Source organism: Vreelandella olivaria (assembly GCF_023507745.1).
GTDB classification, from domain to species: domain Bacteria; phylum Pseudomonadota; class Gammaproteobacteria; order Pseudomonadales; family Halomonadaceae; genus Vreelandella; species Vreelandella olivaria_A.
In genome coordinates this window covers 1-20803 of record NZ_JALPZO010000034.1, presented here as the reverse complement: position 1 = coordinate 20803, position 20803 = coordinate 1, and the positions used below count along the sequence as shown (strand labels likewise).

Here is a 20803-nt window from a genome sequence, read left to right as displayed (position 1 = left end):
TGCTGCGTTTCTGCGCCATTATCAGTCTCATGCTAAGGATTGCCGAGAGATCAATGCTATGTCTTTGAAAGTGAAAGGGTCGCTAGGGTGTCGCTCTGTATTTTGCTTGTCATTAATGCTCGTGACCAGTTCTGCGTCGTTGATGAGTGTCAGCGCACAGGCGAGCCAGCAACTTATGACCGAGGTGGATGCACGCGCTGCAGAAGAAATTCGCTATGCGAGCTTTAACCAGTGGCTAAGCGAGTTTCGACGTTATGCCGCGGGTCAGGGGATTAGCGAGGCCACACTTGCTTCTGCACTTGATGGCGTACGCTATCGGGAACGGGTCATTGAACTGGATCGTTACCAGCCTGAATTTGTACGCCCTATATGGGAATACCTGGATACAGCGGTTTCAGATACGCGCGTTAACAATGGTCGTGAGAAGCTTGAGATGCACCGGGCTACCGCGCAGCAGATGCAACAGCGCTATGGTGTGCCCGCTGAAATTATAGTGGCGATCTGGGGTATTGAGAGTAACTACGGTAGCAATTTTGGGGATTTCTCAACGCTTGAGTCGCTAGCAACGCTGGCGTATGACGGTCGCCGTCGCGATTTCGCCCGTGGGGAGTTACTGGCTGCTCTGCGTATTATTGACCAGGGAGATATTGCTGCGGAGCAGATGAAAGGTTCATGGGCCGGCGCAATGGGGCACACCCAGTTTATTCCCAGTAGTTTTGAGGCCTACGCAGTGGATGGCGATAATGATGGCCGCCGCGATATCTGGGGGAGCATTCCTGATGTTATGGCATCCACGGCTAATTACCTCGCCCGGGCGGGGTGGCAGGCCGGCCAGCCCTGGGGGGTAGAGGTGGAGTTGCCAGCATCGTTTGATTATGCGCAAACGGATCGCCGTAGCAGTGCTGTCTGGGCCAGCCAGGGGGTGCGTGCAGTAAGGGGCGAGCTTCCCTCTTTTGATAGTGCGGCAGTGATCGTACCTGCCGGTGTGAAGGGGCCTGCTTTTATTGTAGGACCTAATTTTCGCGCTATTTTGCGTTACAACAACGCCACCAGCTATGCTCTGGCCGTTGCAACCCTGGCAGATGCGCTTGCCGGGCGGGAAGGTATTACTCAGTCTTGGCCAAGAGACCAGGCACCTTTGACCCGTGATGATGTCAGAGCCCTCCAGCAGCGTTTGAATAGTGCTGGTTACCCAGTGGGTGCCGCAGACGGTATTATGGGACCCAATACACGGGAAGGGGTGCGTGCTTTCCAACGTGATCAAGGGCTTACGCCCGATGGCTTTGCCACTCAAGCGTTGTTGGAACGTCTTCGTTAGCCGCTAAAGCGCTATTCATGGCTGTTGACTGGTTAGTTAACTTTCCACCAAGGACGAGATGCGATGGGTAAAACGTTGTTAGGAGTTGTTTGGGGCAGTACGTTAGCAGGTGCGTTGCTATTTAGTGCGACTGCTCATGCGGAAGAACCTGAGGTATTTGGCTGGGTGGAAAATACCATTATTGAACCTTGGGGAATTGCGGTTAAAGCTAAACTGGACAGCGGTGCGCTTACTTCATCGCTGGACGCCAGGGATATTGAAATTTTTGACAACGACGGTGAAGAGTGGGTGCGCTTTCGCCTAAAGCTTGAAGATCAGGCAAGCGGTGAAACATTCAGCGATGAAATTGAGCGCCCGCTTTACCGTGAGCAAGCTGTCCGTGGCGCTGGTGGTCGTGATGAGCGCCCGGTAGTGCTCATGGATATATGCATGGGGGATACTGTTTATGAAGAGCAATTCAGCCTGCGAGACCGGGAAGAGATGATCTACCCGATGCTCTTGGGGCGTCGCACCATAAGCCACCTGGGGTTGCTGGATGTGCGTAATACGTTTCTGCAAAGCCCTGAGTGTGGGGAAAATGCGGATTATGTACCGCATGACCCTGAGGACGACCAGTCTTAATCTTGTTTAAAACAGTCGTGATAAGAGTGCGGTAACAGCCGTTTCAACCCGCAGAATGCGAGGGCCAAGATGCATGCCCTCGCAGCCTGCGGCAAGCAGTTGTTCAACCTCCCACGGAATAAATCCACCTTCCGGGCCTACCAGTAGCAATGTATTATCGCTAATCCCTCTTGGGCAGGCGTTGGGCATACCAGGGTGGGCAACTAATCCCCGTCGTATGCTTAGCAACTGCGGTAACTGCTCTTCAATAAAGGGCCTGAATCCTTTGCATAGTGTAATGCGGGGTAGCTGCGTATCCCGTGCCTGCTCCAGGCCTAACACAAGGTGTTGATGGATTTTGTCGGAGCGAAGTTCAGGCGATTGCCAATAGCTTTTTTCAACCCGCTTGGTGTGTAGTAACGTGATCTCTTTCACTCCAAGAGCGGTGACATGCTCTAGCGTACGCGCCAGCATGCGAGGACGGGGCAGTGCCAGTACGAGATGTACCGGCAGGGAGGGAGGTGGAAGCTCATCAAGACCCTCCAATGCAAAAATAGCCTGATCTTTGCTTAGCTCTATAAGTTGTGCTTTTCCCATGCGGCCACCCTGGATGCCAACGGTGAGCCTGTCGCCTTCAGTGGCTCGATGCACCTCGGTTAAATGCTTAAGGCGGCGGGAGTCCACAATACGGGCGTGGTGGTCGGGGTCTATATCCCTGGGGTCAAGCAATATCAGGTTCATGATGGTCGTCTATTGGTCATAAGTGTGGCTCGCTTAACCATGCTAATCAGTTAAGCTGGCTTGCATGGGTACGCGTTGCAGGCACAATACCAGCAACGGCGACAAAAGCCTCTATCGCGTTTAAGGAGATGCGCTGTGCGCGTGATTCGCAAATATGCCAACCGTAGGTTGTACGATACTCAGCAAAGTCGTTATGTCACGCTTGAGGATCTGCGGCGTCTGATTATCGAAGAAGAACCCTTCCGCGTCGAGGATGCCAAAAGTGGTGAAGACCTGACGCGCACGATTCTGTTGTCGATTATTATCGAACAAGAGCAAGCGGATAGTGAAGCTGAAGTGTTCTCAAACGATCTGCTGGCCCAGTTGATTCGTGTCTATGATATGTCATCCCCGCTGCCGTTGGCACGCTATCTTGAGCAGGGTACCCGGCTGATGCTGGAGCAGCAGAAGCGTATGCAGAGCCAATGGCAGCAAGCCATGCGTCACTCTCCTATAGAGTTTATGCGTGAGTTGGCGGAGGAAAACATGCGTTTTTGGCAAAATGCCCTTAACCAGCCAACTAAAACTGATGACGACGAAGAAGAGGACAAAAGCTCCTGACATCACTGCTCTTAACGTCACTTGGGAGCCACGTTGTGGCATAATGCGGCCCATAAACGCTCTCCCGTTTGAGAAGGACGACCATGAAAGTTTTGATGATAGGCGGTGGTGGCCGTGAACATGCGCTGGCATGGAAGCTGGCGCAATCCAAAGATGTTAAACAGGTGTTTGTGGCACCAGGGAATGCTGGAACCGCAATAGAGCCTGCGCTCACTAATGTCGATATTGCCACCACCGATCTGGCGGGTTTAGTCGCCTTTGCCCAGCGCGAACAAATTGGCTTAACCGTGGTAGGGCCTGAGGCGCCTTTGGTTGAAGGGGTGGTAGACCGTTTCCAGGCAGCAGGATTGACCATTTTTGGCCCCACCCGCAAGGCGGCACAATTGGAAGGTTCCAAGTCGTTCACCAAAGATTTTTTGGCTCGCCACAACATCCCTACCGCCGCCTATCAAACTTTTACGGCGGTTGAGCCAGCGCTTGACTATCTGGCGCAAGTGGGCGCGCCTATTGTCATCAAAGCAGATGGTCTGGCGGCAGGCAAAGGCGTTATCGTCGCCATGAGCGAAGTGGAAGCGGAAGCGGCCATACGCGATATGCTCGAAGCCAACGCGTTTGGGGGGGCTGGTGCCCGTGTGGTAATTGAAGAGTTTCTTGAGGGTGAAGAAGCCAGTTTTATCGTCATGGTCGATGGTGAAAATGTGGTTCCCATGGCGACCAGTCAGGATCACAAGCGTGCCTACGATGGCGATACCGGCCCCAATACCGGTGGTATGGGGGCGTACTCTCCTGCGCCGGTGGTCACTCCCGAAGTGGATGCCCGTATCATGGAGCAGGTGATTTTGCCCACTGTGCGGGGCATGGCGGAAGAGGGTAATGCCTATACCGGTTTCCTCTACGCGGGCCTGATGATCGACCTTGAAGGCAACCCGAAAGTCATCGAGTACAACTGCCGTTTTGGCGATCCTGAAACCCAGCCTATTATGATGCGTCTGACATCTGATCTGGCTGCGCTCTGCCTGGCTGGTGCCACAGGGCAGCTTGCGGGCAAGCAGTGTGAATGGGATAGCCGGGCAGCTGTAGGTGTCGTCATGGCGGCGGGCGGGTATCCAGGAAGCTACCGTAAGGGAGATGTGATCCATGGTTTGGCAGAGGCTGAACGAGCACACTGCAAGGTGTTTCATGCTGGTACTGCCCAAACCGTCGATGGCGATATTACTACGGCAGGTGGGCGCGTGTTGTGTGTCACTGCCTTGGGTGAAAGTGTTTCAGCGGCACAGCAGCAGGCATACCAAGGGGTAAGCGCTATTCACTGGGATGGTGCTGAGTTTCGCCGTGATATCGCGTTTCGCGCCATGGCCAGGGAAGCGTAAGTAAAAACGAGTCACATACGTCGTCACCGATAAGGAGTAAGGCATGGAGCGTGTCACGCTGGATTTCCCAGCAGAAGCGGTTATTCATCGTCACCCCTTAACGGTGCGGGTAACCGATATGAACTACGGGCGACACCTGGGGCATGATACCCTTGTGTCGTTGCTTCATGAAGCCAGAGCGCAGGCTTTTGCGGCCCTCGACCTTCCTGAGTGGGATATGCAGGGTTATCCAAGTGTTGTAGCGGATTTAGCTGTGCAGTATCAGCATGAGGCCCGCTGGCCGGATGCGCTGATCATTGAAACCGCTGTACCTCAGCCGCAGGGTAAAGCCCTGACGGTATATCAGCGTATTCGTAACCCTGACACAGATAAAGTGGTCGCAACCGCCAGGGTCAATCAACTGTTATTGGATTTTACAACGGGACGCCCCGCTGAAGTGCCTGAAAAAGTGAAACAGGCATTAGCTCAGGCGAGGGGGGTGTAAATGTCCCGGGAGTATCCGATCATTGCTGTAACCGGCTCCTCTGGAGCCGGGACGACTACCGTCCGGCGTAGCTTTGAGCACATGTTCCTGCGTGAAGATGTGCATGCCGCCATGGTCGATGGCGACGCTTTTCATCGTTATACACGGGATGATCTGCAGCGTATTTTCCGTGAAGAGCCCGAGCGTAAAGATGAACTGTCTCACTTTGCGGTTGAAGCCAACCTGTTGGATCGGTTGGAAGGATTGTTCATTGAGTATGGGGAACATGGTACAGGGACCTTTCGCCACTATATTCACGCAGAAGATAAACAGAAAATTGAAGCAGGATACCGCATTGGTACCTTCACAGAGTGGCAATCGCTGCCTTGCGGTACGGACTTGCTCTTCTATGAAGGCTTACATGGTGGGCTGGTTACCCAAGAGTACGATATTGCTCGTCACGTTGATCTGTTGGTGGGGGTGGCGCCAACGATGAATCTGGAGTGGATTCAAAAAATTGATCGCGATACCAAGCTGCGCGGGTACTCACAGGAAGCGGTTATCGATACCATCCTGGGGCGGATGGATGATTATGTTCGCTATATCCAACCCCAGTTTTCCCGGACTCACATCAATTTTCAGCGGGTACCCACGGTGGATACCTCGAATCCCTTTGAGGTACAGGATATTCCTACTGATGCAGAATCCTTTGTGGTAATACGTTTTAGAGATCCGTCCACGGTGGATTTCCCCTGGTTGTTGGCAATGATTAAAGATGCCTTTATGACCCGTCCGCATACCCTGGTGGTGCCGGGCGCACGTATGTCGCTGGCTATGGAGTTGATATTGGCGCCATTGGTGCGTCATCTGCTTGCTCAGCGTCGTTTTCGCTAAGTAGGCTGTTTTGTTTTCTTATAAAAATGAAGGAGGCTGTTATGGAATGCCTGTTTTGCAAAATTATCAATCGCGACATTCCTGCTGATATCGTATTTGAGGACGAATACGTTCTCGCCTTTAACGACATAAGTCCCCAGGCGCCAACGCATCAATTGATAATCCCCAAACAGCATATTGCAACCCTAAACGATATTGAGCCTGACCATTTAGCGATGATTGGGCGTTTGCAATATACTGCTGCCCAACTAGCCAAACAGCAGGGCTTTGCCGATGATGGTTATCGCGTGGTGATGAACTGCAACGAAATGGGTGGGCAAACGGTCTACCATATTCATATGCACTTAATGGGGGGACGCCAATTTACCTGGCCAGCAGGTTAAAGGGCGCGCCTGCAGCTCTGCACACTGCTTAACGGAGTAAGCGTTATGATAGAGCGTCACCTAAGTCGTTCTGATCGTTTGATTGCCCACTTTGATAGTGCCTTACGCACTGTGGTTCCCAATGCTGTTGTTGCGCAACGCACCAACCCTGCTGCTGCGGCCTCAGAAGCTGCTCTGGATGAGCTTGAGCGACGCCACGTAGCAAGTTTAATGCGTGTTACTCATATGGCTACGGTGAGTATTCAAGGGCTTTGCCAGGGGCAGGCCGGGCTTATCAAGCTGCCGGATTCCCGTCGTCAGATAATGCAGTCACAGCAAGAGGCGATGGATCATCTTGCCTGGTGCAATCAGCGGCTGACCCAGTTGCATAGCCGTACCAGCCACTTTATCCCCGTTTGCTATGGTGCCTCTCTTGGTCTGGGATTAACGGCAGGCAGTGTCAGCGAGCGTATTGGGTTGGGCGTTGTTGCTGCCACGAAAGAGTTGATGGGACGGCAGTTAAATGAGCAACTACTTAAGTTACCGGTGAGTGACCAACGTTCGCGCACTCTTTTTCGACAGATAGCGGCAGATAATACCCATCACGCCCAACTTGCTATCGAGGCGGGGGGCGCCCGATTTCCTGCACCGATTAAGTGGGGCATGCGTCTGGTTGTGGGCGGAATGCTGAAAGTCGCTTATTACACCTAGGGCCTACTTTTACTTGTTAACTTGACGAATGGCGAATTATTGCCAACCCTTAATAGGGAATTGCTGTTGTATGTGCAGGCAGCCGACAGACGGTAGGATCTATACCGCCAACAGGATTTATGTCGGTTATATAAATAACGTCACCATGGAAAAGGAGAAAGACGATGCTAGGCAATGCAATGCTGTTTTTGATTATCGCGATAATTGCAGGTGTATTAGGTTTCTCTGGTATTGCCGGTGTGGCCTCAACCATTGCCCAGGTGCTATTTGCGCTGTTCTTAATTTTATTTGTGATATCACTCTTTACTGGGCGGCGCCGTTAGCTATTATTCCGCTCCAACGGAGGTTCTCCTCTCAGCAAAAAGCCCCTCAGCAGGGGCTTTTTGCGTTTCTGCTTATTGAATTATGCATCAATACGTTTATATTTCATGCGTTTAGGTGTGTCGTTGCCAACACGCTTTCTGTGATCTTCCTCGTATTCAGTGTAGTTGCCATCGAAGAAGACAACCTCTGAATCACCTTCAAACGCCAGAATATGGGTCGCAATACGATCAAGGAACCAGCGGTCGTGAGAAATCACCATGGCACAGCCAGGGAAGGCCAGCAGCGCTTCTTCCAGGGCCCGAAGGGTTTCGATATCCAGATCGTTAGAGGGCTCATCCAGCAGTAATACGTTAGCGCCCAGCTTTAAGGTTTGTGCAAGCTGGAGGCGGCCCCGTTCACCGCCGGAAAGCTCATCCAAGCGCTTCTGCTGGTCGTTGCCTTTAAAGTTGAAGCGACCAACATAGGCGCGCGAGGAGACCTCGTAGCCATTAATATTGAGAATATCCTGGCCGTCAGAAACAGCTTCCCAAACTGTTTGTTTATCGTCTAGCGCGTCGCGCAACTGCTCGACATAGGCGATATCAACCGTTTCACCAATGACTACTTCGCCTTCATCAGGCTGCTCTTTACCTGTCACCAGCTTAAAGAGTGTGGACTTACCAGCACCGTTGCCACCCACGATGCCCACAATGGCGCCAGGGGGGATGGTGAAGGTAAGGTTTTGATAAAGTAGCTTTTCGTCAAAGCGTTTCGTCACGTTATGGAATTCAATGACCTTATCACCCAGGCGTGGACCAGGTGGGATATAGATTTCATTGGTTTCATTACGTTTCTGGAAATCGCCCGACTGCATCTCTTCAAAGCGGTTAAGGCGAGCTTTGCTTTTCGCCTGTCGACCTTTAGCGTTGCTGCGCACCCACTCCAGCTCTTGCTTGATCGCTTTCTGGCGTGAGGCCTCCTGCTTGGCTTCCTGGGTGAGGCGTTGCTCTTTCTGCTCCAGCCACTGGGAGTAATTGCCTTCGAATGGAATACCCTGGCCCCGGTCAAGCTCTAGAATCCAGCCTGCCACATTATCGAGGAAGTAGCGGTCGTGGGTAATGGCAACCACGGTGCCATTGTAGTCGTGCAGGAAGCGTTCAAGCCATGCGACGGATTCCGCATCCAGGTGGTTGGTAGGCTCATCAAGCAGCAGCATGTCCGGGCTGGAAAGCAGTAAGCGGCAGAGTGCAACCCGGCGGCGCTCACCGCCTGATAAGTTACCTACTTTGGCATCCCAGGGGGGGAGGCGCAGTGCTTCGGCAGCGACTTCAAGCTTACGCTCGAGGTTATGAGCGTCAGCGGCTTCAATGATGTTCTCAAGTCTCGCCTGCTCGCTCGCCAGGGCGTCAAAATCGGCATCAGGCTCAGCATAAGCGGCGTATACCGCGTCCAGCTTCTCTTGGGCTTCTTTAATCGAGCCTAAGGCTTCTTCGACGGTATCACGGACACTCTTTTCGTCGTCAAGCTGGGGCTCCTGTGGCAGGTAACCCACATTGATACCTGGCATCGGACGAGCCTCACCTTCAAACTCTTGATCGACACCGGCCATGATACGCAGCAGTGTGGATTTGCCGGCACCGTTCAGACCCAGTACACCGATCTTGGCGCCAGGGAAAAACGATAGCGAAATATCCTTGAGAATTTGCTTTTTGGGCGGCACAACTTTGCCAACCCGGTTCATGGTGAATACGTATTGCGCCATGGAAATCCATTAGGTTGTTGAAAAAAAGAGACGCAGCAGAGTGCTGGCATGAGGTTCAGATGATAGTGCCCAGTGCGGCCAAAGGCCAGAAGACAGGCCACCCTGATCACGAACAATTCGTGGAAATACACAGGTAAGGGGCGGTAATGCTATTGCCCCTAAAGTTTAGAGCAGTGGTAGAAGGAGCTACTGTCTTAACAGTAGCGATTTGCAACAACAATCCTGCTGGCTATGCTGTTACTGCTGCAATAATACTGTATTTCAAAGACAGGACGGTCAACGGACAAAGGTTGTCAGTAGGACGTTGGTACTGCACTTAAGTGTAAGTGTGGCTACTCTTCTTCATCCCAATCGTCTTCAATCGCACGTTGTAATCGTCGTTCTTCAAGCCATGCTTCAACCTGGCGCCGGGCGCGCAGAGTGTCTGCCTTGCTGGGTTTGCTCTTACCGTAATGATCGTCGTTGACGGCGTCTACGTTATCGAACTCGTCAGCGTCAAGCCCATCGCTGATATAGGTTTCACGATTTAAGGGGTTACGGCTCATGGTATGCCCTCCAACCCAAGCCGGCGTACCGGCATCACAACGGCTTCCTATCTAACACGTTGATTGGATAAGAAGCGCCTAGCACTACTGTAAGCGCTTAGCCGCTGTATAACGCCACTTGGATTGAAATTCAAGTCCTTGATGACAATTTGTTGTGGATTTTGGCTATTGAGCTTGCTTCTGTTGAAGAGTAGCCAGCGCCTTGTGTGTCTCGACGCGCTCGGTTACATCTTTTTGTACCCCGATGAAGTACATCAGGTTATCTGCCTGATCGAACACGGGGGTAATGGAGAGTTCATTCCAAAACATAGTGCCGTCTTTACGATAATTACGCAGCACTTCCCGGGATGTGCGGCCATTCTTCAGTGCATCTCTAATGACTGCCAGAGCGTCCTGGTCGCGGTCTTCATTTTGTAAAAAACGACAGTCGCGGTAAAGGACTTCATCGGCGCTGTAGCCGGTTAATTGCTCAAATCCTTTGTTAACATAGATGAGGATATTGTCATCGCCCTCTCGCTCTGCAACGACAATGCCATCTTCTGAAGCATCAACAATGCGCTCAAGTAGCTCTGGGCTGATCAGGGGAGGTTGTTTCATCAATGGGTTCCTGTTGCTGCTTTCACTCTGCCACTGCTATGGCGATGTCCATCAACGCGGGGCTTGGCTGTATGGCGTACCAACAACACAGGTAGAATAGCAAAAAACAGGCTAATTACCGCTATTTGCTTCCATCCTGGCGGGTGTTGTAGATAGTGCAATTTAAGTCATCACTCTACCTCAGGCAATTTTTGTGCGCTTAACATGGCGCAAAAGGCAGTACCTGCCAGCACGAGCAGCAGCGTCGCACTGCCTAGCCACTGTGCAACGGCGCCAATAGCGCTGCCCACTATTAGCATCAAAACACCTGTTAGCGTATTGGAAAGGGCAACGTATAACGCACGGTTATCCTGGTTGGCCATATCCAGAAGATAGGTCTTACGCCCAATCCGTACGCCGTGATGTACGATGACCAGCAGGGCATAAATCACTGCATAGGGCCACACGGTTTGTGTCCATTCGCCGGGAAGCCAAACCAGGGAGGCGCCTAACAGGCAACACAGTACAGTACCAACGGCTGCGTCGCGCATTACACGGCGGCTCGACTGGTCAGCGCGCTTGCCCCATATGGGGCTTGCCAGCATGGCTGCAATGCCTGATACCACGACTAAAAGGCCCAGCCCTCCCAGCTCGGTACCACTTTGCTGCTGACCCAGCAGTGCCAGATACGGGAGGGCCAAGGCGCTAGACAGCAGCAGGGCACGGGAAAGGTTAAAGTGCAAAAAGGTACGATCAGATCGCATCAAAGATAATCCCAGCCGAATACTGTCCCAGGCGTTTTCTCCGCCTTCGACGGCCCCCGGTACCTCTTGAATATATGCGGCGCAACAGGCATTCAGAAACCAACCTAACGCAGCAATGCTAAGTAATAGCGCTAGGGCGACGTTACTAGGTTGATCGCCGAACCACATAAGAACAACGCCTGCCAGTAACGTAACGGCGCCAGCCACGCTTCCACTCCAGCCCATGAGTGTACCCCGCCGCCGCTTGGCGATGGTTTTTCCTAATACATCTTTAGTGGCAATTGAGGACAGGCCTCGTGCTAACGAGAGCAAAACAAGCACACCTAATACAAGTATGCCTCCTATGGAGCCATTGCCCATGAGCGAAAGTATGGCGAGAGCCAGCGCGGCTATTGCTTGCAGGATGGCTCCGGCCACCCATACCCATTTACGTTTAGGTCTCAAGCGAATAAAACCCGCCACAAACAATTGTGGTAGAAGGGCGCCAGCTTCCCGGATGGGAACCAGTAGCCCCACCATCCATACTGGAGCGCCAATAATGCCCATTAGCCATGGGAGGATCAGGCGAGCACTGGACAGCTCATCAGCAAGTTTATTACCCAACGCGGCAAATAGGTGTAAGGCGAAGTTGCGGGGCTGCTCCTTACAGGCGCCATCGGGTATGTCATCACACATGCGACTGTCTTCATCACCAGTCAACCACTCATATAAACGAGATTGATAAACATTGTTTTTTGTCATCTTGGTTCCTTGGCGATTACTAATATAAGCTGACAGAATGGCGGTGCTGGATGCCATATTAAAACGCTTTAAGGAACTCAAGTATGTCGCGCATTCAAATTCGTTACTGTACTCAATGTCAGTGGCTGCTTCGCAGCGCATGGTATGCGCAGGAGCTACTCTCCACTTTCGGTGAAAGTCTAGCGGAAGTCGCATTAACTCCTTCCCATGGAGGGACTTTTGAAATCTGGTGTGACGACAAGCTGCTATGGGAGCGCAAGCGCGACGGAGGTTTTCCCGATATTAAGTCGCTTAAGCAACAGGTTCGGGATCACATCGAACCCACGCGTGATTTAGGGCACCTTGACCGGTGACTCAGGATCGTCAGGCTGTTCTGTATGGACTAGGTGCTGTTGCTTTATGGTCGACAGTTGCTACTGCGTTCAAACTTGCGCTTACGTGGATGAGTCCCCTTGAGCTGATGTGGTTGGCCGCTTTGGTGTCATGGGTGCTGATGGGGGGTATTCTCTGGCACCAAGGTCACTTCCCGCTGGCATTGCGCTCGGGTTGGCGTACTGCAGCCTGGGCTGGCTTAATGAACCCTGTTGCCTATTATCTGGCTCTGTTTGCTGCTTACGATTGCCTGCCAGGGCAGGAAGCGATGGCGCTAAATTATACCTGGGCGTTGGCGATGGGGTTGCTGGCAGTTCCCATTCTTAAGCAGCGATTGACACGCATGGATATTGTGTCGGGGTTTATCGCTTATGCTGGGGTTTGGGTGATTGCCACCCGTGGCAGTGTGTTCAATATAGCGTTTGCGGATCTTTTGGGGGTTTTATTTGCGCTTGCCTCGACCATTCTATGGGCTCTCTATTGGCTTTTGAATGCCAGGGATCAGCGTTTGCCGCTAGTAGGGCAATGGCAAAACTTTAGTGTCGGACTGCCTGTACTAACACTATTGCTGCTATTAGGGCCTGGCTTACAGTGGCATGGCTGGCCAGCACTGGGGGCGGGGGTGTATGTGGGGCTTTTTGAAATGGGCATTGCCTTTATTCTTTGGCAGACAGCCGTACATAAAGTATCCAGAACCGCCAAGGTTTCAAACCTGATCTTTCTCTCTCCACCCGTCTCGCTCTTGCTGTTGTTTGCAATTGTCGGGGAGCCCATTCTGCCTTCCACTCTGTTTGGTTTGGTACTTATCCTGACCGGATTGGGGCTCCAGCAGCGTCAGTAAGTCGTTTATAGGTCACCTTTTGCGGCGTCTGGCTATGAATAATGGAGCGCTATTGTAATTTCTCGCGTCTTGGGCGCCTGACGATGATTGCTCTGCTACCCTGCTATTACTGAACCATATGACTTGCTAACCAAAACGCTTGGTGTCACATCATCTGAATAATATTTTGGTGACAGGCTTTTTTAATGTGGTTTTGTTTGTAATTTTTTGTTACTTTTGGTTTTGTAATGAGTGGGTATGGCAACTCTTCTTGTGTGGAAGTAATCTTTTCGTATGGAAGTGGTTGCCTAAGGGGGCGCTTGAATACCGATCTTCACTCGGGAAGCGCACAAAGGGCATCGTTCTCCACCTGACTAAAGCCAAGCAAACTGACATGAATAAACAGCAGGCAATAGGAGCGGGTGGGATAATAGTAGAAAGGGAATCGCAATGGATAAAATAGCACTGTATTCACGAAAGCCAACCTTACGCTATGTATTAACCCCTCTTGCGTTGGCGTCGTTGGTGTGTGCTCCTTTGCCATTAATGGCTCAGTCGCTACCGGCAAGCCTATATGCACCTGGTGCAATAGATTTATCGGGTACTATTCAGCAAACCATTATTACCAACCCTGAGGTAAACGCTGCATGGGCTAACTTTAGCGCTGCAGGCAGCGATGTCAGGGTTGCCAGAGGCAATTACTTACCATCTATTGATGTGTCCGCCGGGGTAGGGCGACAGGATCAGCAAAATGATGGTCGAGGTAGCTATAACAGTGACTTTGCGGAATTAACCCTCACCCAGATGGTGTTTGATGGCTTTGCTACACGAAGTGAAGTGGAGCGTTTGGACCGTACAAGACTGATTGCCTACTTCGAACTGCTTGGAGCAAGCGAGGAAGTCACTCTTGAAGCATTCCGGGCATATTTAGATGTGCAGCGCTACCGGGAATTGGTCCGTCTTGCCCAGGATAACTACCGTGAGCACCAGCGTGTCTTTGGGCAGATTGAAGAGCGTGCACTTTCCGGCGCAGGGCGTGGTGTTGACCTGGAGCAAATCAGTGGCCGCTTGGCGTTGGCTGAGTCAAATTTAATGTCGGAAGCATCAAATCTTCATGATGTTACGGCGCGTTTTCAGCGCATTGTGGGTACATTGCCAGCGCAAAATATGTCGCCTGTACCTTCACTCTCCGGTGAGCTTCCGGCTGATGTGAGCCAAGCCGTGGAAATGGCGTTTCAGGGTAATCCCGACTTCCACGCCGCTATTGAAAATATTGCGGTACAACGCGCAGAGCGTGAAGGTGCACGATCTGCCTTTATGCCGCGCCTGGATATTCAGGGACGTACAGGCACTAATAACCAGGATGATGCAATTGCCGGCCGCCGGGATGAGCATAGTATCCAACTGGTTGCCAGTATGAACCTTTATCGCGGTGGCTCTGATCTGGCGGCCTTTAATGCAGCGACAACGCGTATTGAGCAGGCCGAAAATCAGCGCGAATTGGCGTGTACTAACGTTAGGCAGACAACCCAAATTGCCTATAACGATTCGCAGCGTTTAAGTGAGCAACTAAGTTATCTGAATGAGCATCGCCAGTCGATTGACCGGGTGCGTGGCGCTTACCAACAACAATTCGATATAGGTCAACGCACACTGCTGGACGTTCTGGACAGCGAGAACGAATATTTCGAGGCAAGCCGTGCCCATGCCAATGCACAGTTTGACCTGACGCTGGCACAGGCTCGTACCCTGGCGGCGATGGGACAACTCATGCAGGCCCTACAGGTAGCCCGTGATGATATTCCAAGCTTGGCTGAACTGGGTTACGAAGGCGCGACCCTGAGTGCAGAGCAGGCCTGCGCGATAGATGGCCCAAGCGGCTTTACTCTAGAGGACTTCACCCGCGGAATTTCCGCATTACCCGATAGTATGTACCCAACGGCATACGCTGACCCTGGGTATACGGAGTTGCTGGCTAACCAGTTAAACCACAAACTGGTTAATGACGTGTGAGTAGTAGCGGCTGGCGGCCTTTCACCCTCAGGGACGTGACTGAATTTGCTGTCACAACCCTCACTCATGGTTGTGTATATGATGCAGAATATCGATGTACAGGCGGCCGGGTGATTAATGCTTTCTGCAGGCCGCAAGCCATATTCATGTAAACACAGTAGGAACATGCAGGTTCTGAAAGGGAGAGAAGGACTCTGTGGCACAAAATAAGCTGACAGTGCAGAGGACTGCCCGTAACGATGGGCAGGAAACAAGCGATGAGCTACTGGAGTGTTTAAAAGCAGTTGCATCATACCATCAGCACGAAGTGTCATCAGAAGCATTGAAAGCAGGCCTGCCTTTGGAGCAAGGCAAGCTTATCCCTTCTGTGTTTGGGCGAGCGGCTTCACGGGCTGGGCTGACCGCAAGAATTGTTAAGAGCAATTTATCAGGTCTTAATCCTGCGCTTTTTCCCGCTATTCTACTGCTGGAGCCTGGTCGTGCCTGCGTACTGCTTGGGCTGGATCTCAAGCAGAAAAAAGCGAAAGTTATCTTTCCTGAACTCTCCGAAGCAGATATTGAAGTACCGCTGGATGAGCTATTTGCAGGCTATAGTGGCGAAGCCATTTACGTACGGCCCAAGTTTAGAGTGGACAACACAGCAGATGCTGGTGTGAAAAAACGCCAGGATCAGCATTGGTTTTGGGGAGTGATTCAGGAAAACAGGCGGTTATACCGTGATATTGTCTTGGGCTCTATCGCGATTAACATGTTTGCATTGGCGATGCCGCTATTTGTACTCAATGTTTATGACCGCGTGGTACCCAATCAGGCGACTGAAACCCTCTGGATGCTTGCGATCGGCATATTTATTGTCTTGTGTTTTGATTTGGCGTTGCGCTTGATGCGCAGTAGCTTTGTTGATCTTGCCGCAAGTCGCGCTGATGTAAAGTTATCTTCCTCAATCATGGCGAAAGCACTGGGTATGCGCCTGGAAGAGCGACCAGCCTCAACGGGGTCATTTACATCAACGCTTCAATCATTTGAGTCGGTGCGTGCCTTTATTGGCTCGGCAACCATTTTGGGGATTGTCGATCTGCCTTTCGTTTTGCTATTTGCAGCCATTATTGCGCTTGTAAACCCCTGGCTGGTGTTGCCTGTACTGGTTGGGGTTGCATTTGTACTGTTATACGCTTTAGCCGCGCAAGGTAAGTTGCACGAGCTCTCACAAACCACCTGGGAAGTAGGGGCTCAGCGTAATGCCCTTTTGGTTGAGTCAATTTCCCAATTGGAAAATGTCAAGGCATTGCGAGCGGAAAGCCGTATTCAGCGCCACTGGGAAAAGGCAACCGCGTTTTTATCCCGTACGTCAGCGCAGCTAAGACTGGTGAGCACATCGGTTTCTAATGTCGCCCAGTGGGCGCAGCATAGTGTGGCTGTTAGCGTCATTATCATTGGGGTATACCAGATTATTGAGGGCAATTTGACCCAAGGGGGGCTGATTGCTGCTTATATGCTGTCGTCGCGAGCGATGGCTCCTATTAGCCAGGCCGCGGCGTTACTCGCCCAATACCATCAGTCATCCACGGCGCTGGAGTCGTTAAATGGTGTGATGGATAAAAAAGTAGAGCGTCATGAGGGCAAGGCCTATGTGGAAAAACCAAACCTCACTGGCAGCATCCGTTTAGAAAAAGTCACCCTGCGCTACCCTAACGAAGAGCGGGAAGCGCTAAGAGATGTTTCCATTTCCATTAAAGCAGGAGAGAAAGTAGCGCTTCTGGGACGCATTGGTTGTGGCAAATCATCTCTCAATAAGCTGGTACTTGGCTTCTACCAGCCATCCTCTGGTGCCGTACTTGTCGATGGTGTCGATATTCGCCAGTTGGACCCTCTCCAACTACGTCGTCACATTGGCTATGTACCTCAGGATGTCAGCCTGTTTGCAGGCTCCTTGCGTGACAATATTGTAGCCGGAGGAGGAAGCGATCGTGTGGATGATGAGGCTCTGCTCCGGGCAATCGAAATCGCCGGGCTGGAGCCATTGGTCAATAGTCATCCAAGTGGGGTGGACCTTCAGGTAGGCGAGCGTGGGCAGGCTCTCTCAGGAGGTCAAAAACAGTCGGTAGCCATTGCCAGGGCACTCGTCCAGGATCCTCCCATTTTACTATTGGATGAACCCACCAGCTCGATGGATAACGCCAGCGAAGAAGCGTTTAAGGCGAACCTTATTAATGTGGCGGCAGGTAAAACGATCCTGGTGGTGACACACCGCACTTCGCTGCTCTCCTTGGTTGACCGCATTATCGTAATGGATGCAGGTAAAGTCGTTGCAGATGGCCCGCGCGATACCGTTGTGGATGCTTTGCGTAAAGGGCAGATTGGGAGGGCGTCGTAATGGCGAAGGCACCCTCTTCAACATCAGAGCAGAAAGGTTTTGAGGCGATAGGCCGTTTCTCTGAAAAAGGCCAGAAACCGTTTCGTCCCTTTATTGACCGGATATTTGCCCGGCGGGTTACTTCTGCGCACCTCAGCCGTGATTGGGCCAGTGATACTGACTGGGCCCGTATGCAGCAAGAACCCATTCGGGCACGACTGTTTCTCTATACCGTCCTGATTACCATCGTTGCGCTGCTTGTATGGGCGTATTTTGCTGCTATTGATGAAGTTACTCGTGGGGCGGGGCGAGTCATACCAGCCAGTCAGCTACAGCGCATCCAGTCATTTGATGGAGGGGTGGTCGAGCAAATCATGGTAAGGGAAGGGCAGGTGGTGAGTGCTGGCGAGGTGCTAATGCAGATTGACCCAACCCGCTTTGTTTCAGATTTTCGTGAAAATCGAGCGCAGGGCTTTGCGTTGGAAGCACGGGCCGAACGGCTGCGTGCGCTAGCTACCAATACGCCTTTTGAACCTTCCGAAGAACTGCGTCAGGAAGTACCTCATATCGTGATCCAGGAGCGTGAGGTATATGAAAGTCGGCGTGAAGAGTTACGTGAGCAAGAGAATGTGCTCAATGACCGTATCCGGCAACGCCAAGAGGAACTCAGAGAAGCTCAGGCGCGACGCGACACTGCACAGCGTGAAGCCAGTATGGCCAGCCAGGAACTCAATTTAACCCGCCCCCTTCTTGCTTCGGGTGCGGTGTCTGAGGTTGAGGTGCTGCGTTTGCAGCGGGAAGTTTCCCGTGCAACAGGTGAGCGCAGCCAGGCAGATGCAGCCGTGTCTCGCTTGCAGGCAGCGGTGGAAGAGGCGCAAACGCAACTGCGAGAGTTGGGGGCGGAAAGACGCAGTGAATGGCGTAACGATCTGGCTCAGGTGCTCGGTGATTTAAATGCTTTGCAACAGTCTGGAACGGGGTTACAGGATCGGGTACGCCTTACCGAAATTCGTTCACCTGTGGATGGGGTTGTTCAACGCATTCATATCAACACCATCGGCGGTGTGGCTCAGCCTGGCCAGGAAGTTGTAGAGATTGTTCCCAGTGATGACCAGCTATTGGTAGAGGCTCGTATTGCCCCGCAGGATATTGCGTTTCTGCACCCTGGTCAGCCTGCCACTATCAAGCTTACCGCCTATGACTACGCCATCTATGGTGGTTTACAGGCTGAACTGGAGCATATTAGTGCCGATACCATCACCGATGATGATGGCAATACCTTCTACTTGGTGAGAGTGCGCAGCTTAGAGAATGAAAGCGTCGCTGACAGGTTGCAGGTAATACCAGGCATGACGGCGCAAGTGGATATTGTGACGGGTAAGCGGACAGTAATGCAGTTTCTGCTTAAGCCTGTTTTAAGGGCGTGGCGAGATTCCATGGGGGAGCGCTAACTAATGAAGCATTGGTTTATAACAACAGATGGGAGCCTCAAGGAACGCTGGAAAAAGGCGTTTCCTGAGCTGGTAGCTTCTAAACCAGATGTATTTATTGGTAAAGCACAGCCAAATGACGTGGTGTGGTTGTCAACGACTGTTGAAGGGTGGGCGGAGCTTATTAGTGCCGCAGCAGCCCAGGACGCGATTGTGGTTGTATTAAGTTACTCGCCCAATGACCATGAAGCGTTGAGGTCGCTGGACCTTGGGGCGCGAGGATATGTACATACACTCGCTGCCCCCGAAGTGCTCAAACAAGTCGCGTTGGTAGTCACTAACCAAGGGGTGTGGGTTGGCCAGGAACTACTTGCCAAAGTGTTGGGAGGCTCCTTTAAAGCACTCCAGCAGCGTGGTGAAGGCGATAGGGTTCTGCACGGTGAGCATCTTGCGTGTTTAACAGAGCGTGAGCGGGGCGTCGCCCTGGCAGTGGCACGAGGGGCTACAAATAAGGAAGTTGCACGCCAGCTTGATATTACTGAGCGCACAGTCAAAGCTCATCTCAGCGCTATTTTCAAAAAGCTGGCGGTTCGGGATCGCCTTCAGCTTATCTTAAAACTTGCACCAATTGCCGAGCGGGCCAAGGAGTAATGTGAAGTTTTACTGGCCTTTCATGTTCATAATAGTGCTATTGGATAAATGGTGAAGGTATTACAGGGGGCATTTGGAAACGCTATTTTTGTCCATCGGTACAATATTTTTTTATTCCTCTCTCTCCTACGATCAATGCATATGCCGTTATTGGAACTAGTGCCGATGCGCCAGTGATACGGCTCTCAACAATGATCGAGGATTACATATGGCAATCGCAACCGTTATCGCTATTTCGGGCCAGGCTTGGGCGCGTGATGAAGCTGGCAATTTACGCGAACTGCGCATCGGTGATGTGCTTCAGGAAGGTGAAACGCTTATTACCTCCAGCGATGGTCGTATTGAGTTAGATTTCGCTGACGGTAGCGGTTCCAACGTTGTTGAGGGCGGCCAGCAGGTTGCGGTTAGCCCTGAGCTAAACAGTGAACAGATTGTTGCCACGGAAGATGCAAGCGCACTTGACGATGATGTCGAAGCGCTATTAGCAGCCTTAGAAGAAGGAGAGGGGGACCTTCTTGAGCTACTTGATGCAGCTGCAGCAGGTGGTGCCGGTGGTGGCGGTGGTGATGGGCACGGTTTCGTACGTGTTGCTCGTATTGCAGAAGAAACCGACCCCCTAAGTTTCCAAACCTCAGGAGGGCTTGAACAAGCTGAGTTTGTTGAGTTCGATGGTGCTTCTGCGGCACTAGTGGCGGAAGACGAATCCATTGTTGAGCCATCTCCTGATGGTTCGCTGACGGTCGTTGCTGAGCCCCCTAGTACTGGTACAAGCACGTTAGCGGTTAGTGGTGCAGTGAGTAGTGTTCCTATTGGCAACACTATTACTGTTACTATTACTGATCAAAGTGGTAATAGTGTCGAGACGGTCGCCATCGTGGACCCAGATGGTTCGTACAGCGTGGGTGATATCGATGTCAGCGGCTTGATTGATGGCCCGCTCACAATTGTCGCTACTACCACGGACAACAACGGCAACACCATCGATGCCACCGACACGGTCGAACTCGATGCCGTCGCGTCCAGCATCACCGTGGCGGCCACCGTCGACAACGACACCGCCACCCTGGATATCAGCGGCACCACCCAGGATGTGCCCGCAGGTTCAACGGTCGTCCTCACCATCACCGACCAGAACGGCACCACCGTCGACACCACCGCCACCGTTAACCCGGACGGCAGCTATAGCGTGGACGCTGTCGACGTCAACAGCCTGACCGACGGGGAACTCACCGTGGTCGCCACCGCCACGGACAACAACGGCAACACCATCGATGCCACCGACACGGTCGAACTCGATGCCCTCGACGGCAGCCTCAGCGTCACCCTGGGCGCCCTGGATGACGTCACCAGTGTCGAGATCAGCGGCACCACCGTCGACGTCGCCGCAGGCGAGACCGTCACCCTGGTGATCAGC

At 52.2% G+C, this 20803-nt stretch carries 21 protein-coding genes; 16 read left to right on the top strand and 5 right to left on the bottom strand.

Annotated elements, in window-relative coordinates; genetic code table 11:
• The first annotated feature begins 58 nt into the window (after nucleotides 1-58).
• Together HP566_RS02785 and HP566_RS02780 are read left to right on the top strand one after the other, a co-directional pair.
• Nucleotides 59-1318: a lytic murein transglycosylase gene (locus HP566_RS02785; RefSeq protein WP_249975745.1), complete on the top strand. Its 1260-nt coding sequence runs from the start codon at nucleotides 59-61 to the stop codon at nucleotides 1316-1318.
• 63 nt (nucleotides 1319-1381) lie between these two features.
• Nucleotides 1382-1939 carry an ATP-dependent zinc protease family protein gene (locus HP566_RS02780; RefSeq protein WP_249975744.1) on the top strand — a complete coding sequence of 186 codons (558 nt, stop codon included), beginning with the start codon at nucleotides 1382-1384 and terminating at the stop codon, nucleotides 1937-1939.
• Between the two features lie 6 nt (nucleotides 1940-1945).
• Here HP566_RS02780 and HP566_RS02775 read toward each other — a convergent pair whose 3' ends face one another.
• The gene (locus HP566_RS02775; protein WP_249975743.1) at nucleotides 1946-2659 is read right to left on the bottom strand and encodes a 16S rRNA (uracil(1498)-N(3))-methyltransferase; all 714 of its coding nucleotides are present in this window, start codon (nucleotides 2657-2659) and stop codon (nucleotides 1946-1948) included.
• A gap of 135 nt (nucleotides 2660-2794) precedes the next feature.
• Here HP566_RS02775 and phaR point away from each other — a divergent pair, with 135 nt between their 5' ends.
• The 7 genes from phaR (at nucleotide 2795) to HP566_RS02740 (ending at nucleotide 7382) form a co-directional block, all read left to right on the top strand.
• A complete protein-coding gene (gene phaR, locus HP566_RS02770) occupies nucleotides 2795-3259 on the top strand; it encodes a polyhydroxyalkanoate synthesis repressor PhaR (protein ID WP_249975742.1) in 465 nt (154 codons plus the stop codon).
• Between the two features lie 83 nt (nucleotides 3260-3342).
• Entirely contained in the window at nucleotides 3343-4629 is a 1287-nt protein-coding gene (gene purD, locus HP566_RS02765; protein ID WP_249975741.1) for a phosphoribosylamine--glycine ligase, read from the top strand.
• A 43-nt stretch (nucleotides 4630-4672) separates the two neighbouring features.
• Complete coding sequence (locus tag HP566_RS02760) at nucleotides 4673-5113, top strand: acyl-CoA thioesterase (protein WP_249975740.1); 441 nt, start codon at nucleotides 4673-4675, stop codon at nucleotides 5111-5113.
• Nucleotides 5114-5986: a phosphoribulokinase gene (locus HP566_RS02755; protein WP_249975739.1), complete on the top strand. Its 873-nt coding sequence runs from the start codon at nucleotides 5114-5116 to the stop codon at nucleotides 5984-5986.
• A 41-nt stretch (nucleotides 5987-6027) separates the two neighbouring features.
• The gene (locus HP566_RS02750) at nucleotides 6028-6369 is read left to right on the top strand and encodes a histidine triad nucleotide-binding protein (protein ID WP_249975738.1); all 342 of its coding nucleotides are present in this window, start codon (nucleotides 6028-6030) and stop codon (nucleotides 6367-6369) included.
• A gap of 45 nt (nucleotides 6370-6414) precedes the next feature.
• Entirely contained in the window at nucleotides 6415-7059 is a 645-nt protein-coding gene (coq7, locus tag HP566_RS02745) for a 2-polyprenyl-3-methyl-6-methoxy-1,4-benzoquinone monooxygenase (RefSeq protein WP_284041286.1), read from the top strand.
• 164 nt (nucleotides 7060-7223) lie between these two features.
• Nucleotides 7224-7382 (top strand): DUF1328 domain-containing protein, encoded by a 159-nt coding sequence (locus HP566_RS02740; protein ID WP_249975737.1) that lies wholly within the window; start codon nucleotides 7224-7226, stop codon nucleotides 7380-7382.
• Nucleotides 7383-7462: 80 nt separating this feature from the next.
• On the opposite strand, the gene ettA is transcribed toward HP566_RS02740, so the two are convergent.
• The 4 genes from ettA to HP566_RS02720 all read right to left on the bottom strand — a co-directional run bounded on the left by ettA (nucleotide 7463) and on the right by HP566_RS02720 (nucleotide 11750).
• Nucleotides 7463-9124, bottom strand: a complete 1662-nt coding sequence (ettA, locus tag HP566_RS02735) for an energy-dependent translational throttle protein EttA (protein WP_249975736.1) — start codon at nucleotides 9122-9124, stop codon at nucleotides 7463-7465.
• Nucleotides 9125-9456: 332 nt separating this feature from the next.
• Entirely contained in the window at nucleotides 9457-9669 is a 213-nt protein-coding gene (locus HP566_RS02730) for a PA3496 family putative envelope integrity protein (RefSeq protein WP_249975735.1), read from the bottom strand.
• A 165-nt stretch (nucleotides 9670-9834) separates the two neighbouring features.
• Complete coding sequence (locus tag HP566_RS02725) at nucleotides 9835-10266, bottom strand: PAS domain S-box protein (protein ID WP_249975734.1); 432 nt, start codon at nucleotides 10264-10266, stop codon at nucleotides 9835-9837.
• A gap of 170 nt (nucleotides 10267-10436) precedes the next feature.
• Nucleotides 10437-11750 carry an MFS transporter gene (locus HP566_RS02720; RefSeq protein WP_249975733.1) on the bottom strand — a complete coding sequence of 438 codons (1314 nt, stop codon included), beginning with the start codon at nucleotides 11748-11750 and terminating at the stop codon, nucleotides 10437-10439.
• An 83-nt stretch (nucleotides 11751-11833) separates the two neighbouring features.
• Here HP566_RS02720 and HP566_RS02715 point away from each other — a divergent pair, with 83 nt between their 5' ends.
• The 7 genes from HP566_RS02715 to HP566_RS02685 all read left to right on the top strand — a co-directional run.
• A complete protein-coding gene (locus tag HP566_RS02715; RefSeq protein ID WP_249975732.1) occupies nucleotides 11834-12103 on the top strand; it encodes a SelT/SelW/SelH family protein in 270 nt (89 codons plus the stop codon).
• The gene (locus tag HP566_RS02710; RefSeq protein WP_249975731.1) at nucleotides 12100-12963 is read left to right on the top strand and encodes a DMT family transporter; all 864 of its coding nucleotides are present in this window, start codon (nucleotides 12100-12102) and stop codon (nucleotides 12961-12963) included. Before HP566_RS02715 ends, HP566_RS02710 begins: the two co-directional genes overlap by 4 nt.
• A gap of 429 nt (nucleotides 12964-13392) precedes the next feature.
• Nucleotides 13393-14955, top strand: a complete 1563-nt coding sequence (locus HP566_RS02705) for a TolC family outer membrane protein (RefSeq protein WP_249975730.1) — start codon at nucleotides 13393-13395, stop codon at nucleotides 14953-14955.
• Between the two features lie 196 nt (nucleotides 14956-15151).
• Nucleotides 15152-17329, top strand: a complete 2178-nt coding sequence (locus tag HP566_RS02700; protein ID WP_249975729.1) for a type I secretion system permease/ATPase — start codon at nucleotides 15152-15154, stop codon at nucleotides 17327-17329.
• A complete protein-coding gene (locus tag HP566_RS02695; protein ID WP_249975728.1) occupies nucleotides 17329-18759 on the top strand; it encodes an HlyD family type I secretion periplasmic adaptor subunit in 1431 nt (476 codons plus the stop codon). Before HP566_RS02700 ends, HP566_RS02695 begins: the two co-directional genes overlap by 1 nt.
• Before the next feature lie 3 nt (nucleotides 18760-18762).
• Nucleotides 18763-19389, top strand: a complete 627-nt coding sequence (locus tag HP566_RS02690; protein WP_249975727.1) for a response regulator transcription factor — start codon at nucleotides 18763-18765, stop codon at nucleotides 19387-19389.
• A 208-nt stretch (nucleotides 19390-19597) separates the two neighbouring features.
• On the top strand, nucleotides 19598-20803 hold a 1206-nt coding region (locus HP566_RS02685), incomplete at its 3' end, for a retention module-containing protein (protein ID WP_249975726.1).